At 65.6% G+C, this 15,906-nt stretch carries 11 protein-coding genes; 9 read left to right on the top strand and 2 right to left on the bottom strand.

Going from position 1 to position 15,906, the window contains the following annotated elements:
- Positions 1-109: 109 nt before the first annotated feature.
- Both H7U20_RS01005 and H7U20_RS01010 read left to right on the top strand, forming a co-directional pair.
- Positions 110-2,197, top strand: a complete 2,088-nt coding sequence (locus tag H7U20_RS01005; RefSeq protein ID WP_199517755.1) for a 3-hydroxyacyl-CoA dehydrogenase NAD-binding domain-containing protein — start codon at positions 110-112, stop codon at positions 2,195-2,197.
- Positions 2,198-2,382: 185 nt separating this feature from the next.
- Positions 2,383-5,355, top strand: coding sequence for an EAL domain-containing protein (locus H7U20_RS01010; RefSeq protein WP_199517756.1), 2,973 nt, complete (start codon positions 2,383-2,385; stop codon positions 5,353-5,355).
- A gap of 65 nt (positions 5,356-5,420) precedes the next feature.
- Here the strand turns inward: H7U20_RS01010 and H7U20_RS01015 are convergent, their stop codons facing one another.
- Positions 5,421-7,124 (bottom strand): MFS transporter, encoded by a 1,704-nt coding sequence (locus H7U20_RS01015; protein ID WP_199517757.1) that lies wholly within the window; start codon positions 7,122-7,124, stop codon positions 5,421-5,423.
- Positions 7,125-7,439: 315 nt separating this feature from the next.
- Here H7U20_RS01015 and H7U20_RS01020 point away from each other — a divergent pair, with 315 nt between their 5' ends.
- The 6 genes from H7U20_RS01020 (at position 7,440) to H7U20_RS01045 (ending at position 13,875) form a co-directional block, all read left to right on the top strand.
- Entirely contained in the window at positions 7,440-8,618 is a 1,179-nt protein-coding gene (locus tag H7U20_RS01020) for an acetyl-CoA C-acyltransferase (RefSeq protein ID WP_199517758.1), read from the top strand.
- A gap of 133 nt (positions 8,619-8,751) precedes the next feature.
- Positions 8,752-10,668, top strand: a complete 1,917-nt coding sequence (locus tag H7U20_RS01025) for an acyl-CoA dehydrogenase (RefSeq protein ID WP_199517759.1) — start codon at positions 8,752-8,754, stop codon at positions 10,666-10,668.
- A gap of 21 nt (positions 10,669-10,689) precedes the next feature.
- Positions 10,690-10,992 (top strand): Dabb family protein, encoded by a 303-nt coding sequence (locus tag H7U20_RS01030; protein ID WP_199517760.1) that lies wholly within the window; start codon positions 10,690-10,692, stop codon positions 10,990-10,992.
- A gap of 150 nt (positions 10,993-11,142) precedes the next feature.
- Positions 11,143-11,925 carry an SDR family oxidoreductase gene (locus H7U20_RS01035; protein ID WP_199517761.1) on the top strand — a complete coding sequence of 261 codons (783 nt, stop codon included), beginning with the start codon at positions 11,143-11,145 and terminating at the stop codon, positions 11,923-11,925.
- Positions 11,926-11,956: 31 nt separating this feature from the next.
- The gene (locus tag H7U20_RS01040; protein WP_199517762.1) at positions 11,957-12,952 is read left to right on the top strand and encodes an NADP-dependent oxidoreductase; all 996 of its coding nucleotides are present in this window, start codon (positions 11,957-11,959) and stop codon (positions 12,950-12,952) included.
- Positions 12,952-13,875 (top strand): SDR family oxidoreductase, encoded by a 924-nt coding sequence (locus H7U20_RS01045; RefSeq protein WP_199517763.1) that lies wholly within the window; start codon positions 12,952-12,954, stop codon positions 13,873-13,875. Before H7U20_RS01040 ends, H7U20_RS01045 begins: the two co-directional genes overlap by 1 nt.
- A gap of 203 nt (positions 13,876-14,078) precedes the next feature.
- On the opposite strand, the gene H7U20_RS01050 is transcribed toward H7U20_RS01045, so the two are convergent.
- Complete coding sequence (locus tag H7U20_RS01050) at positions 14,079-14,597, bottom strand: hypothetical protein (RefSeq protein ID WP_199517764.1); 519 nt, start codon at positions 14,595-14,597, stop codon at positions 14,079-14,081.
- 314 nt (positions 14,598-14,911) lie between these two features.
- On the opposite strand from H7U20_RS01050, the gene H7U20_RS01055 reads away from it, so the two are divergent.
- Positions 14,912-15,832: a prolipoprotein diacylglyceryl transferase gene (locus H7U20_RS01055; protein ID WP_199517765.1), complete on the top strand. Its 921-nt coding sequence runs from the start codon at positions 14,912-14,914 to the stop codon at positions 15,830-15,832.
- Positions 15,833-15,906 lie beyond the last annotated feature (74 nt).

A 15,906-nucleotide genomic window follows, 5' to 3' on the forward strand; every position in this document is an offset into this window, starting at 1 on the left:
CACCCCGGGGGATGGCAGGGGGAAGAAAAAATAATACGATCGTTCTTTTATGCGGTATAGTGAGCTTCTCGCATCCCCGACCCGATTTCATCAAATATAAGGAAGAGACATGAGCGCCGAATACTTAGTTAACGGTTCCGTTGCCGTCATTACGCTGAACAATCCGCCGGTCAACGGCCTCGGCCTGGCCACGCGTGCGGCTGCCGTCGACGGTATCAAGCGGGCTTTGGCCGACGACGCCGTCAAGGCGATCGTCATCACCGGCGCCGGCAAGGCCTTTTCGGGCGGTGCCGACATCAAGGAATTCAATTCGCCGAAGGCGCTCGCCGAGCCCAGCCTGGCCACTCTGATCGCCACGGCGGAGGGTTCGAGCAAACCGGTCGTCGCCGCCATCCATAGCGTGTGCATGGGCGGCGGGCTGGAGCTGGCGCTGGGTTGCCACTACCGGGTGGCGCTGCCGGGCGCGCAGATCGCCTTGCCGGAAGTTAAACTCGGCCTGCTGCCGGGCGCCGGCGGCACGCAGCGCCTGCCGCGCGTGCTGGGTCTGGAGATGGCCTTGAACATGATCGTTTCCGGCACGCCGGTGTTGTCGGAGAAGCTGGCCAAGACCGCCTTGTTCGACGAGGTGTTCGCCGCCGATGCCGATTTGCTGACGGCGGCCGTGGCCTTCGCCGGCAAGATCGCCGACGCCCGTCCGCTGCCGAAGGTGCGCGAGCGCACGGTCGACTATCCCAACCACGAGGCCTTCCTGCAGTTCTCGCGCAACACGGTGAAGGCCATGTCCGGCCCGTTCCCGGCGCCGCTGAAGTGCGTCGAAACGGTGGCCGCCTCGGTCACGATGAAGTTTGACGACGGCATCAAGTTCGAGCGCGAGTGCTTCCTGGGCCTGATGCAAACCACCGAGTCGAAGGCGCTGCGCCATGCCTTCTTCGCCGAGCGCGTCGCCAGCAAGGTGCCCGACGTGCCGGCCGACACGCCGACCCGCGCCATCAAGCGGGCCGCCGTGATCGGCGCCGGCACCATGGGCGGCGGCATCGCGATGAACTTCGTCAACGCCGGCATCCCGGTGATCCTGCTGGAAACCAAGCAGGAGGCGCTCGACAAGGGCCTGGCGACGATCCGCAAGAACTATGAGAACACCATGAAGAAGGGCAAGTTGACGCAGGATAAGTTCGACCAGCGCCTGGCCCTGATCAGCGGCACCCTGTCCTACGAGGAAATCGGCCAGGCCGACATCGTCGTCGAGGCGGTTTTCGAGGACATGGGCGTCAAGGAAACCGTGTTCCGCAAGCTCGACGAGGTGATGAAGCCGGGCGCCATCCTGGCCTCCAACACCTCGACCCTGGACCTGAACCAGATCGCCAACTTCACCCGGCGTCCCGAGGACGTCGTCGGCACCCACTTCTTCAGCCCGGCCAACGTGATGAAGCTGCTGGAAATCGTGCGCGGCGCCAAGACCGGCAAGGACGTGCTGGCGACCACGCTGGCGTTGTCGAAAAAGCTCAAGAAGACCGGCGTGGTGTCGGGCGTGTGCGACGGCTTCATCGGCAACCGCATGATCGAGCAGTACAGCCGCCAGGCCGGCTTCCTGCTGGAGGAGGGCTGTCTGCCGGAGCAGGTCGACAAGGCGGTCGAGAAGTTCGGTTTCGCCATGGGACCGTTCCGCATGGGCGACCTGGCCGGCAACGACATCGGCTGGTACATCCGCAAGCGCCGCTATGTGGAGTCGCCGCAGATCAGCTATTCGAAGACCGCCGACCTGTTGTGCGAACTGGGCCGTTTCGGCCAGAAGACCGGCGCCGGCTGGTATGACTACAAGGCGGGCGACCGCAAGGCCTATCCGTCCGAGCTGGTCAACGCGATGATCGTCCAGCATTCGGCCGATCTGGGTGTGGCGCGGCGCAAGGTCAGCGACCAGGAAATTGTCGAGCGGCTGGTGTTCTCGATGGTCAACGAGGCGGCCTTGATCCTCGAAGAGGGCATCGCCATGCGCGCCTCGGATATCGACATGGTCTACCTGACCGGTTACGGCTTCCCGCTGTTCCGTGGCGGCCCGATGTTCTACGCCGACACGGTCGGCCTGCCCAACGTGCTGGCGGCGATCGAGCAGTACGCCAAGGGCCATCACGGCGAGGCCTGGCAGGCGGCGCCGCTGTTGGTGAAACTGGCGTCCGAAGGCAAGTCGTTCAACGGCTGAGCCCGAAAATAGCCGTCGGAAAGTCCCAAGCCGCTAGCGATAGCGGCTTTTTTATTGCTAGTGTTGCGTGGATGGCGGCGGTGTTCTAACAGGCAAATGGCGAAATAAAAACAAGGTAAGATTGATTTCAGGTTCACCTTTTAGGCCCCACTCGAACACGAAGCACCCGATGAAAGCCTTGCGCCATGGCAGCCCTTTCCAAGTTCAGCGAGAAGTTCCAACAACTCAGTCTGCGCGCCCGCCTGCTGGTCGGCATGGCCGCGCTGGTGGCGCCGGTGCTGCTGGCCGTGCTGGTGGTGACCGCCAGCCAGCAATACCTGTCGTCGGCGTTGCAGGGCTTCATTGAGCGCGACAACCGCATCGTCGAGCTGAGCCTGCGCGCCAGCGCGGCGCTGCTGCAGGGGGGCGCCGAGGGACCGGGCCGGCTCGAGGCGCTGCGCGGCGTGCGCGAGGACATGCGCCTGGCCGCCGCCGTGGCCGCCGAGCCGCTGCGCGGCGAGGCGCAGGACATCGGCCTGCTGAGCTACCAGGCCGCCGCCTATGCGCAGTTGCCGGCCCGGCTGGCGAAGCTGACCGAGCACGCCAGCGAGGCCGGCGCGGCGGCGGAGCGACGCCTGGGCTGGCTGCGCCATCTGAGCACGCTGGTGGCCTTGCTGGCGCCGCTGGCGGCGTTGGCGCTCGGCATGGCGCTGGCCTTCGGCGTGGTGCGCGGCATCGACCGCACCCTGCGCGAATGCGTCGCCTTCGCCCGCGACGTGGCCGACGGCAAGCTGCCGAAACGTCTGCAGGTCAACAGTTCCAGCGAATTCCAGCAACTGGTCAACACCCTCAACGACCTGGCCATCGACGCCCGCCACAACGAGGATGTCCGCCACCAGCAGGCCGCCAGCCTGCTGGTGCTGGAGCGCGTGGCGGCGCTGCGCGGCGCCTGCAACACCGCGCTGGCCGGCGCCGCCGACGAGATGGCGATGCTGCAGGGCTTTTGCGAGGCGCTGGTCGACGCCGGCCACTACCGCCTGGCCTGGGTCGGCTACGCCCGCCGCGACGCCGAGCAGCACATCGAGCCGGTGGCGCACGGCGGCAGCGACCGCGACTATGTCGACCAGCTCAAGCTCAGCTGGGGCGAGGACGTGCGCCGCCGCGCCGCCGCCGGCACCGCCATCGTCCAGCGCCGCATCCTGGCCACCAGCGACGTCGCCCACGACCCGCTGTTCGCCGCCTGGCGCGGCGGCGCGCTGCCGCGCGGGCTGCTCTCCTGCGTCGCCATGCCGCTGTGCTGCGGCGACGAGGTGCTCGGCGCGCTCAACCTGTACGACGGCGCCTCCGGCCGCTTCGACGCCACCGAGCTGGCGCTGCTGGGCGAGCTGCTGCGCAACCTGGAGTACGGCATCGCCCGCGTGCGCGAGGCGTCCGAGCGGCAGCGCATCGAGGCGCTGCTCGACCACCGCGTCAGTTTCGACACGCTGACCGGCCTGGCCAACCGCGTCACGCTGGAGGGCCGGCTGGCCCAGGCGGCCGAGCAGGCCAAGGTCGGCGGCAAGCACCTGGCGGCGCTGTTCATCGACCTGGACCGCTTCAAGGACGTCAACGACAACTTCGGCCACAAGGTGGGCGACCAGATGCTGGCCGAAGTGGCCCGGCTGCTTGAGTCGCTGGTGGGCGACGGCGCCACGGTGGCGCGGCCGGGCAACGACGAGTTCGTCGTCCTGCTGCCCGGCGTCGAGTCGGCGGCGGCGGCCGGCGCGCTGGCCACCACCATCCTGGCGCGGTTGGACCAGCCGCTGCCCGGCGGGCCGCCCAATGTGCGGCCGCTGGCCTCGATCGGCATCAGCCTGTTCCCCGACGACGGCACCGACCCGACGGCGCTGCTGCGCATCGCCGACCTGGCCATGCAGGACGCCAAGGGTCTGGGCGGCAACACCTTCCGCTTCTACGCGCCGGCGATGAACGCCCGCATGGCGGCGCGCTTCTCGATGGAGGCCGACCTGCGCCAGGCGCTCGAACGCGAGGAGTTGCTGATGCACTATCAGCCCCAGGTGAGCCTGAGCAACGGCAACATCACCGGCGCCGAGGCGCTGATGCGCTGGCGCCATCCGAGCCGTGGCATGGTGGCGCCGACCGAATTCATCCGTCTGGCCGAGGAGACCGGCCTGGTGCTGCCGCTGGGCGCCTGGGCCATCAACAACGTCTGCGCCCAGCTGCGCGCCTGGCGCCAGCAGGGCCTGCCGGTGCCGCCGGTGGCGGTCAACCTGTCGGCGCGCCAATTCCACCAGAAGGACCTGGTGCAGGTGGTGCGCGCCGCCCTCAGCGACAACGGCCTGCCGCCCGGCGCGCTCAAGCTGGAGGTCACCGAGAGCGCGGTGATGCACGACGTCGAGGCGGCGGTGGCCATCCTGGCCGAGTTCAAGCAACTCGGCGTCGGCATCTCGCTCGACGACTTCGGCACCGGCTACTCCTCGCTCAGCTATCTGAAGCGCTTCCCCATCGACCAGTTGAAGATCGACCGCTCCTTCGTGCGCGACGTCACCACGGTGCCCGACGACGCCGCCATCTGCAACGCCGTCATCGGCCTGGCGCACAATATGCACATCAGCGTGATCGCCGAGGGCGTCGAGACCGAGGGGCAGATGAACTACCTGCGGCGGCGCCATTGCGACGAGATGCAGGGCTTCCTGTTCAGCAAGGCGGTGGCGCCGGCCGCCTTCGCCGAGCTGCTCGGCACGCACAAGAAGCTGGCGCTGCCGAGCGACGCCGCCGAGCGCATCCTGCTGATCCTCGACGACGAGGTCAACATCGTCAAGGCGCTGGCGCGCACCTTGCGGCCGGACGGCTACCGCATCCTCACCGCCAACAACGCCGCCGAGGCGCTGGCCCTGCTGGCCCTGCATCCGGTGCAGGTGGTGCTGTCCGACCAGCGCATGCCGGAGATGAGCGGCACCGAGTTCCTCAGCCGCGTCAAGGCGCTGTATCCGGAGACCATCCGCATCATCCTGTCCGGCTACACCGACCTGGAGTCGGTCATCGACGCCATCAACCGCGGCGCCGTCTACCGTTTCTTCACCAAGCCGTGGAACGACGAGTTGCTGCGCAATTGCATCGGCGAGGCCTTCCAGCAGCACCGCCTGATGTACCAGCACGAGGTCGCCGAGCAGGCCTGAGCAATGTTGCGGGACGAAAAAAAAGCCGCCATCGCTGGCGGCTTTCGTGTTGCTGCGCGGCTGGATCAGTCGGCCGCGTAGATGTCGTTGTCGCGCGTTTCGGCGACGAACAGGGTGCCGATCACCACGGTGGCCAGGGCGATCACGATCGGATACCACAGGCCGTAGTAGATGTCGCCCTTGAAGGCCACCAGCGCGAAGGCGGTGGTCGGCAGCAGGCCGCCGAACCAGCCGTTGCCGATGTGGTAGGGCAGCGACATCGAGGTGTAGCGGATGCGGGTCGGGAACATCTCGACCAACATGGCGGCGACCGGGCCGTAGACCATCGTCACGTACAGCACCAGGATGAACAGCAACAAGACCATCATCGGCTTGTTGATCTGCTCCGGATCGGCCTTGGCCGGATAGCCGGCCGCTTTGATGGCGGCGCCGGCGTCCTTCTTGAAGGTGGCTTCCAGTTTCTTGCTGGCGGCGTCGAAGTTCAGGCCGTCGGCGGTCATGGTGGCGTTGAACGAGGTCAGTTCCTTGTCGCCCACCTTGATGACGGCCACGCTGCCGGCCGGCGCGTCAAGCTTGCTGTAGGCGACCGAGCCGGCCGACAGGACCTGGGTGGCGATGTCGCAGGACGAGGGGAACTTCTTGGTGCCGGTCAGGTTGAACTGGAAGTGGCAGGAGGCCGGGTCGGCCACCACCACCACGGGCGAGTTCTTCAGCGCGGCTTCCAGCGCCGGGTTGCCGAAGTGGGTCAGGCCGGCGAACAGCGGGAAGTAGGTCAGCGCGGCGATCAGGCAGCCACCGAGGATGATGTATTTGCGGCCGATGCGGTCGGACAGGGTGCCGAAGAAGATGAAGAACGGCGTCGCCAGCAGCAGGGCGATGGCGATCAGGATGTTGGCCGTGGCGAGGTCGATCTTCAGCGTTTGCAGCATGAAGAACAGGGCGTAGAATTGGCCGGTGTACCAGACGACGGCCTGGCCCATGGTCAAGCCGATCAGCGCCAGGATGACGATCTTCAGGTTCTTCCACTGGCCGAAGGCTTCGCTCAGCGGCGCCTTCGAGGTCTTGCCCTCGGCCTTCATCTTGGCGAAGGCGGGCGACTCGTTCATCGACAGACGGATCCACACGGAGATGCCGAGCAGCAGCACGGAGACCAGGAAGGGCACGCGCCAGCCCCAGGCGTTGAAGCCTTCTTCGCCGATCGCCATGCGGGTGCCCAGGATCACCATCAAGGACAGGAAGAAGCCCAGGGTCGCGGTGGTCTGGATCCAGGCGGTGAAGGCGCCGCGCTTGCCCTCGGGGGCGTGCTCGGCGACATAGGTGGCCGCGCCGCCGTATTCGCCGCCCAAGGCCAGGCCTTGCAAGATGCGCAGGGTGACCAGGATGATGGGGGCGGCGATGCCGATCGCGGCGTAGCCGGGCAGCAGGCCGACGATGAAGGTCGAGGCGCCCATGATCAGGATGGTGATCAGGAAGGTGTATTTACGCCCGATCATGTCGCCCAGGCGGCCGAACACCAGCGCGCCGAAAGGACGCACGATGAAACCGGCGGCGAAGGCCAGCAGGGCGAAAATGAAGGTGGTGGTGGGATCGCCGATGAAAAACTGCTTGGCGATGATGGATGCGAGCGAGCCGTACAGGTAGAAGTCATACCATTCGAACACCGTCCCCAGCGAGGAAGCAAAGATGACCTTGCGTTCCTCGGGTGTGATCGGGTTGGACTTTTGGCCCATCTTGCGCACATCCGCAGAACTGCCGGTTGTAACTGCCATGATTTGTCTCCTTATAGTATTTATTGAGCTATGTCAGCCGATTTGGGTGTTTTCCCCGTTTTTATCGGCTTGAGTGAGTGTGACCGCTTAAGCTTACGTCAAACTTGCTTCACGCTTACATAAAGATTACAAAATGACAAGGCATGGGGTGGCAAAAGTGGCTACAAAAAGTTCTCGGAAAATTTGCGAACGACCGTACTAAAATATGCTATTCTCATTCTCACCAGTGGACACAAAGCCGCCACGGCGTGCGGGCCGACCCGCGCGTCGGGCTTGCGGACTCATTACAAAACACTTTTCCTCCAGGAGACTCACATGATAGATGCCGTCATCGTATCGACCGCCCGCACCGCCTTGGCCAAATCGTGGAAGGGCGCGTTCAACATGACGCACGGCGCCACGCTGGGCGGCCACGCCCTGCAGGCGGCCATCGGCCGCGCCAACATCGAGGCCGGCGAGGTGGAGGACGTGCTGGTCGGCTGCGCCAATCCGGAGGGCGCCACCGGCGGCAACATCGCCCGCCAGGTCGCCATCCGCGCCGGCTGCCCGGTCACCACCGGCGGCATGACCATCAACCGCTTCTGCTCGTCCGGCCTGCAAACCATCGCCACGGCGGCCCAGCGCATCATCGCCGGCGAAGGCGACATCTACGCCGCCGGCGGCGTCGAGTCGATTTCCTGCGTGCAGCAGGAGATGAACCTGCATATGTACAAGGAAGTCTGGTTGTCCGAGCACAAGCCGGAGCTCTACTGGTCGATGCTGCAAACCGCCGAGACCGTCGCCAAGCGCTACAACATCAGCCGCGAGCGCCAGGACGAGTACGGCACGCAAAGCCAGCAGCGCGCCGCCGCCGCCCAGGCCGCCGGCTTGTTCAACGCCGAGATCGTGCCGATGACCACCATCATGGGCGTGGCCGACAAGGCCTCCGGCATGTTGCTCAGCCGGGAAGTGACGATTTCCGCCGACGAGGGCATCCGCGCCGACACCACCTACGAGGCCGTCTCCAAGATCCGCAGCGCCATGCCGGGCGGCGTCATCAGCGCCGGCAACGCCAGCCAGTTCTCCGACGGCGCCTCGATGGCCATCGTGATGAACGCCCAGACCGCCGCCGCCAAGGGCTTGCAGCCGCTGGGCATCTTCCGCGGCTTCGCCGTGGCCGGCTGCGAGCCCGACGAGATGGGCATCGGCCCCGTCTTCGCGATTCCCAAGTTGTTGAAGAAGGCCGGTTTGACAGTGGCGGACATCGGCCTGTGGGAGCTCAACGAGGCCTTCGCCGTGCAGGTGTTGTACTGCGCCGACACGCTGGGCATCCCGCTCGAGCGCCTGAACGTCAACGGCGGCGCCATCGCCGTCGGCCACCCGTATGGCGTCTCGGGCGCCCGCCTGACCGGCCATGCGCTGATCGAAGGCAAGCGCCGTGGCGTCAAATATGTCGTCGTGACGATGTGCATCGGCGGCGGCCAGGGTGCGGCCGGCTTGTTCGAAGTCGTCTAGGCGGCGCACCGCCGACCGCAACCGAACCCAAAGGCGGAGTGCCGGGGTCGGACCCGCAGGGTCTGACCCCAGATTGTGCCTGTGGGTTTGCTTAAGCCCCCCCGGCGCATCCCCACACCATCAAGGCACCCGAATGCAATCGACCCTGCTGTCGCGCCGCGACATCGAATTCATGCTCTACGAGTGGCTGGACGCGGCGGCGCTGAGTCGCCGTCCGCGCTTCCAGGAGCACAACCGCGAAACTTTCGACGCCGCCATCGACACGGCCGAACAGATCGCCACCGACTTGTTCGCCCCGCACAACAAGACCAGCGACCAGCAGGAGCCGCACGCCGTGCCGGACGGAAATTGCCTGCGCGTGCAGATCATTCCCGAGGTCAAGACCGCGTTGGACGCCTTCTGCGCCGCCGGCCTGATGGCCGCCGGCCAGGACTTCGAGCGCGACGGCATGCAACTGCCGACGGTGGTGGAAAAAGTGCTGTCGGCCTACTTCACCAGCGCCAACGTCAGCACCGCCGCTTATCTCTTCCTGACCATCAGCAGCGCCAACACCCTGCTCAAATGCGGCACGCCGGAGCAGGTGCGCCGTTTCGTCGAGCCCATGTTCGCCGGCAAGTTCTTCGGCACCATGTGCTTGTCCGAGCCGCAGGCCGGCTCCAGCCTGTCCGACATCAGCAGCCGTGCCGAGCCGGACCCGGCGGCCGGCGTCGACGGCGAGCGCCAGTACCGCCTGCGCGGCAACAAGATGTGGATTTCCGCCGGCGAGCACGAGCTGGCCGGCAACATCGTCCACCTGGTGCTGGCCAAGATCCCCGGTCCGGACGGCAAACTGATTGCCGGCGTCAAGGGCATCTCCCTGTTCGTCGTGCCCAAATTCCTCGTCAACGCCGACGGCAGCCTGGGCGAGCGCAACGACGTCGTGCTGGCCGGCCTGAACCACAAGATGGGCAATCGCGGCACCAGCAACTGCCTGCTCAATTTCGGCGAGGGCAAGTTCCAGCCGGAAGGCAAGGGCGGCGCCATCGGCTACTTGGTCGGCAGCGCCCACCAGGGCCTGGCGAACATGTTCCACATGATGAACGAGGCGCGCATCGCCGTCGGCCTGGGCGCCGCCGTGCTCGGCTATACCGGCTACCTGCACGCCTTGGACTACGCCCGCAACCGGCCGCAGGGCCGCCATCCGGCGCAAAAAGACCCGGCCCAGCCGCAACTGGCGATCATCGAGCACACCGACGTGCGGCGCATGTTGCTGGCGCAGAAGGCGTATGTGGAAGGCGGCCTCGGCTTGGTGCTGTACAGCGCCCGACTGGTCGACGAGCAACGCAGCGCCGAGACGCCGGAAGCGCGCGAGCACGCCGGCCGCCTGCTCGATTTCTTGACCCCGATCACCAAGTCCTGGCCCTCGCAATGGTGCGTCGAGGCCAACAGCCTGGCGATCCAGGTGCACGGCGGCTACGGCTACACCCGCGAATACAATGTCGAACAGTTCTACCGCGACAACCGCCTGAACGCCATCCACGAGGGCACCCATGGCATCCACGGCCTCGACCTGCTCGGCCGCAAGGTGGCGCTGCAGGACGGCGCGCTGTTCAAGGCCTTCGGCGGCGAGCTGCGCAAGACCGTGCGCAAGGTGCGCGGCAGCGTCGCCGCGCCGCTCCACGCCGGTGCTGGACTGCCGGCCGAGCTGGCCGCCGAGCTCGCCGGCGAGCTGCTGGCCCACGCCGCCGCGCTGGAATCCGCCTGGCAGCGGGTGGAACAAGTGACCCAGGCCCTGTATGCTGCCGGGGACATGAACAAGACCCTGGCCAACGCCAGCGCCTACTTGGAAGCGGTCGGCCACGTGGTGGTGGCCTGGATCTGGCTGCAGCAGGCTGTGCTGGCCGCCAGCCAGCTGCCGGAGGCCAGCGCCGCCGACGCCGACTTCTACCGTGGCAAGTTGCAGGCCTGCCGCTTCTTCTTCCGCTGGGAATTGCCCAAGGTGGAGCAGCAGCTGGCCTTGCTCGAAAGCATAGACACCACCACGCTCGATATGCAAAACGCGTGGTTTTAACGACTTCGATACGAAAAACATATGATCAAACACATCGTCTTTTGGAAACTCAAGGACCACGCCGAGGGCGCCGACCGCGCCGGCAACGCCGCCAAGATGAAAACCCTGCTCGACGCCTGCGCCAATCTGGTGCCGGGTATCCTGAAATTGGAGGCGGTGGTGGCCCAGCCCGGTTTGGAAGCGACTTACGACGTGGTCCTCTACTCGGAATTCACCGACAAGGCCGCCTTGGACGCCTACCAGAACCATCCCGAGCACGTGGCACTCAAACCCTTCTTCGGCGCCGTGCGCGAAGCGCGCCAGTGCATGGACTACGAAATCTAAAACCACCCACCGGCAAAAACTGGGGTCGGACCCGCGGGGTCCGACCCCGGCTCTTCGCCTTTGGGTGGTTTTTGTAGCCGCCGACACCTCAAACGCACGGCGGCAAGCGAATTGAGCGACTTACCCCACACACAACAATAAGGAAGAGACATGCGTACAACTCAAGAATTGTTTTCCCTCGCCGGTAAAACGGCACTGGTCACCGGCGGTTCGCGCGGCCTCGGCCTGCAAATGGCGCTGGCCTTGGGCGAGCAGGGCGCCAAGGTGCTGATCTCCTCGCGCAAGCAGGCCGATCTGGACGAGGCGCTGGCCTTCCTCGCCGCGCAGGGCGTCACCGCCAGCGCCGTCGCCGCCGACCTGCAGGACGACGCCCAGGTCAACACCCTGGTCGACGCCGCCATCAGCCAGCTCGGCCACATCGACATCCTGATCAACAACGCCGGCGCCAGCTGGGGCGCGCCGGCCGAGGACCATCCGGTCGAAGCCTGGGACAAGGTGATGAACCTGAACATCCGCAGCATCTTCCTGGTGTCGCAGGCGGTCGGCAAGCGCTCGATGATTCCGCGCAAGTACGGTCGCATCATCAATATCGCCTCCATCGCCGGGGTCAGCGGCAACCCGCCGGGCACCATGAAAACCATCGCCTACAACACCTCCAAGGCCGCCGTCATCAACTTCACCCGCGCCCTGGCCGGCGAGTGGGGCGCCTACGGCATCACCGTCAACGCGGTGGCGCCGGGCTTCTTCCCGTCCAAGATGACCAAGGGCATCCTGGAGAAGCTGGGCAGCGAGGAGCTGGCCAAGGGGGCGCCGCTGCAACGCATCGGCGACAACGAAGACTTGAAGGGTGTGGCGGTGCTGTTCGCCTCCGACGCCGGCAAACACATCACCGGCCAGACGCTGGCGGTGGACGGCGGCGTGTCCGCCGTTTAGGAAATTTGAGAGAAACTGAGGGAGAATCAGCATGACAACTTTTCAACGCATCGTGTTGGCCGAGCGGCCGCGCGGCGAGGTGCAAGCCGGCAATTTCCGACTGGAGACGGTCGACGTGCCCGCCCTGGCCGACGGCCAGGTGCTGGTGCGCAACCATTTCCTCTCGCTGGACCCGTATATGCGCGGCCGCATGAGCGAGGCCAAGAGCTACGCCGCGCCGCAGCCGGTCAACGAAACCATGATCGGCGGCACCGTCGGCCAGGTGGTCGAATCGAAGAACCCCAAGTTCGCCGTCGGTGACCATGTCGCCGGCATGTTCGGCTGGGCCGAGATGGGCGTCTCCGACGGCGCCTTGCTGCGCAAGCTGGACGTCAGCCGGATTCCGCTGTCGGCCTACCTGGGTCCGGTCGGCATGACCGGCATGACCGCCTGGTACGGCCTGAACCAGATCATGCAACCGAAGGCCGGCGAGACCGTGGCGGTGTCCGCCGCCAGCGGCGCCGTCGGCAGCGTGGTCGGCCAGCTGGCCAAGCTGCGTGGCTGCCGCGTCGTCGGCATCGCCGGCGGCAAGGAGAAGTGCGATTACGTCGTCAACGAGCTGGGCTTTGACGCCTGCGTCGACTACAAGGCTGGCAACCTGTCGGCCGACTTGGCCGCCGCCGCGCCGAACGGCATCGACGCCATCTTCGAGAACGTCGGCGGCGCCGTGTTCGACGCCGCGCTGGCGCGCAGCAACGCCTTCGGCCGCATCGCCCTGTGCGGCATGATCGCCGGCTACAACGGCGAGGACGTGCACATCAAGAACGCGCGGGTCTTGCTGACCAACCGCCTGAGCATGCGCGGCTTCATCGTCACCGAACACATGGAATTCTGGCCGCAAGGCCTGACGGAACTGGGCATGCTGGTCGCGACCGGCAAGCTCAAGTACCGGGAATCGGTGGCGCCCGACTTGGCCGCCGCCCCGCAAGCGTTCATGGGCCTGCTCAAAGGCCAAAACTTCGGCAAACAACTGGTGAAACTGATCTGATGAAAACATTCAAAGACAAAGTCGTCGTCATTACTGGCGGCGCGAGCGGTTTGGGTCGGGAATTCGCCAACGTCGCGGCGCGCTTGGGCATGAAGCTGGTGCTGGCCGACGTGCAGCGCGACGCCCTCGACCGCGCCAGGGACGAACTGCTGGCCCAGGGTGCCAGCGTCATCGCCCTGATCTGCGACGTGCGCAAGGGCGAGCAGGTGCAGGCGCTGGCCGATGCCACCGTCGCCGAGTTCGGCGCCGTGCATCTGGTGTTCAACAACGCCGGGGTCGGCTCGGGCGGCTTGATCTGGGAAAACACCGAGGCGGACTGGGAGTGGGTGCTGGGCGTCAATGTCTGGGGCGTGATCCATGGCGTGCGCATCTTCACCAAGCTGATGCTGGATGCCGCCGCCAAAGACCCGGCCTTTGAGGGGCATATCGTCAACACGGCGTCGATGGCCGGCCTGCTGAACGCGCCGGCGATGGGCGTCTACAACGTCTCCAAGCATGCCGTCGTGTCCTTGACGGAAACCTTGTATCAGGATCTGCAACTGGTCGGCGCGCCGGTTGGCGCCTCCGTGTTGTGCCCGTACTTCGTGCCGACCGGCATCAGCCAGTCGCACCGCAACCGTCCGGACGATGTGCGCATGAGCAAGGGACCGACGGCCAGCCAGTTGGCCTCGCAGGCGATGACGGACAAGGCCGTGTCGTCCGGCAAGGTGTCGGCGGCCGATGTGGCCGAGCTGACCTTCAAGGCGATCGCCGACGGCCAGTTCTACATCTACTCGCATCCCGACGCGCTGGCCGGCGTGCAAGCCCGGATGGAAGAGATTGTGCAGCAGCGCAATCCGAGCGACCCGTACAAGGCAACGCCACATGTGCGCGAAGCCTTGCGGGCCAAGATGAAGCTGGGTGAAACGCCGGCAAAAGCCTGATTAGACGCAAAAGCCTGATTAGACTTTAAAGGCACTCAGAAAAACCGCCCAATTGAAAAACTGCCAAATTGTCGTTCCGCATCGGCGGACCGCCGCGCAAGCGGGAACCTATGCGTCGCATCTTGTCTAGCGCAGCATGGGTTCCCGCCTACGCGGCGGTCCGCCGATACGGAACGACGAATTCAGGTTGATTCGCCGCGCCCTTAAGGCTTGCCGACTTCGACGAGCCGTCCGTTCTTCAGCTGCAGCTTAACGGTGCTGCGCTTGCTGGGGAAATTCGGCGCATCGTCCGGGCCGACTTCCATAGTTGGGATGGTGATTTCCAACACCTGCGTTTTCGCATCGCGTACCAGCTTCGCGGCCAGGCTCATCACGACGCGCCATCCTTTACCGCCGATGGGTATCACATCCAGCAAGGTGTACTGGGGTCGCTTTCCATCGTCGTCCGTTGCGTAGCTGAACAGCGCGAAATACTGGGTGTGGCTGTTGCCGCCGCCAAATCCTTCGATCGTAAACAAGGTCAGCGCCAGTTGCTCGCCTTTTTGCGGGCTGACCATCTTGAACAGGGCCGCTTTCGGATAGCCGACCGCGTAAGAATCGCGCAACAGCTCGGTCAGGCGCTCAACCTGATCCAACAGCTGTTTCGGCGCGACTTCGGCGGCGGGCGCGGCCATGGCTGTTGACGTTGCAAACAGAAGGGCGAGGAGAAGGCGAAATGGCATGGGAGTTGCTCCAGTGAAAGTGACGGCGTGATGATACTCTTAAGGGCACTCCGAAAAACTACCAAATTGTCGTTCCGCGTCGGCGGACCGCCGCGCAGGGGGAAACCCATGGTGAGCCAATGGGCATGCGGGGTATGGATTCCCGCCTGCGCGGGAACGACGGTTTTTCGAGGTTCCCTTACAGTTGGTATTGTACTAAGCGATGCAGCGCCGGCGGCGAGCGCACGCGCCGACTCTGCAGTGAAGAACGCTCTCGGGCGTGCTACATTCTCGCATTCCGCCCGCGCCCACCTTCATCGATGAAGAGAGAATTCATGTCGTATCCGTATTTGAGCGATGTCATCAAGGCCTACATCGGCTACGACCTGCCGCTGCCGCTGGCCACCTTCGGCCTGCTGGTCGCCCTGGCGACGCTGGCCGCCGGCGCCTGCATGAAGGTGGAGATGCGCCGGCTGTATCAGGCCGGCCGCCTGGGCCTGGCCTGGCGCCGCAGCAAAGGCAAGGACGGCGTCGCCGTGCTGATCGAGAAGCCGCCGCAGGACATCGTGCCCGACCTGACCATCGCGGTGCTGATCGCCGGAGTGGTCGGCGCCCGGGTCTTCCACATCTTCGAGCATCTGGACAGCTTTGCCGCCGCGCCCTGGGACATGATCTTCAGCCGCTCGGGACTGAGCATCTTCGGCGGCCTGATTTTCGGCACGCTGACCGGCATGGTCTTCGTCAAGCGCTGGAACCTGTCGCCGCGCCCCTTGCTGGACGCCGCCGCCGGCGCCATGATGCTGGGCTACGGCATCGGCCGCATCGGCTGCCAGATTTCCGGCGACGGCGACTGGGGCGGCCCGGCCAACATGGCCTTGAAGCCGGACTGGCTGCCGACCTGGGCCTGGGCGCAAACCTACGACCACAACATCTACGGCGAACTCATCGCCGCGCCCGGCGTCTATCCGACGCCGATCTACGAGACGCTGATGGCCTTCGCCTGTTTCGCCCTGCTGTGGGCCTTGCGCAAGCATCCCTTCAAAACCGGCTGGCTGTTCTCGGTGTATCTGCTGCTGGCCGGGCTGGAGCGCCTGTTGATCGAGCAGATCCGCGTCAACCCGGTGCTCGACTTCGCCGGCATCCACGCCACGCAGGCGGAGATGATCGCCGTCACGCTGATCGTCTGCGGCCTGCTGGGCCTGGCTTTGTTGAGCCGGCGGGCGACGCGGGAGGCCGCCGTAGTTGCCAGCCTGTAAAGATCGCTCAGCGCGCAACGGCGCTTTGCTTTAAGATGCGAGGCCGCCGCCCGCGCACAGCCGGCGGCGCCATG

The sequence above is a fragment of the Rugamonas violacea genome, assembly GCF_016461825.1.
Taxonomy (GTDB): domain Bacteria; phylum Pseudomonadota; class Gammaproteobacteria; order Burkholderiales; family Burkholderiaceae_D; genus Rugamonas.

Coding starts and splice junctions, on each gene's coding strand:
- H7U20_RS01005 (WP_199517755.1), top strand. CDS start 110: ATGAGCGCCGAATACTTAGTTAACGGTTCCGTTGCCGTCATTACGCTG.
- H7U20_RS01010 (WP_199517756.1), top strand. CDS start 2,383: ATGGCAGCCCTTTCCAAGTTCAGCGAGAAGTTCCAACAACTCAGTCTG.
- H7U20_RS01015 (WP_199517757.1), bottom strand. CDS start 7,124: ATGGCAGTTACAACCGGCAGTTCTGCGGATGTGCGCAAGATGGGCCAA.
- H7U20_RS01020 (WP_199517758.1), top strand. CDS start 7,440: ATGATAGATGCCGTCATCGTATCGACCGCCCGCACCGCCTTGGCCAAA.
- H7U20_RS01025 (WP_199517759.1), top strand. CDS start 8,752: ATGCAATCGACCCTGCTGTCGCGCCGCGACATCGAATTCATGCTCTAC.
- H7U20_RS01030 (WP_199517760.1), top strand. CDS start 10,690: ATGATCAAACACATCGTCTTTTGGAAACTCAAGGACCACGCCGAGGGC.
- H7U20_RS01035 (WP_199517761.1), top strand. CDS start 11,143: ATGCGTACAACTCAAGAATTGTTTTCCCTCGCCGGTAAAACGGCACTG.
- H7U20_RS01040 (WP_199517762.1), top strand. CDS start 11,957: ATGACAACTTTTCAACGCATCGTGTTGGCCGAGCGGCCGCGCGGCGAG.
- H7U20_RS01045 (WP_199517763.1), top strand. CDS start 12,952: ATGAAAACATTCAAAGACAAAGTCGTCGTCATTACTGGCGGCGCGAGC.
- H7U20_RS01050 (WP_199517764.1), bottom strand. CDS start 14,597: ATGCCATTTCGCCTTCTCCTCGCCCTTCTGTTTGCAACGTCAACAGCC.
- H7U20_RS01055 (WP_199517765.1), top strand. CDS start 14,912: ATGTCGTATCCGTATTTGAGCGATGTCATCAAGGCCTACATCGGCTAC.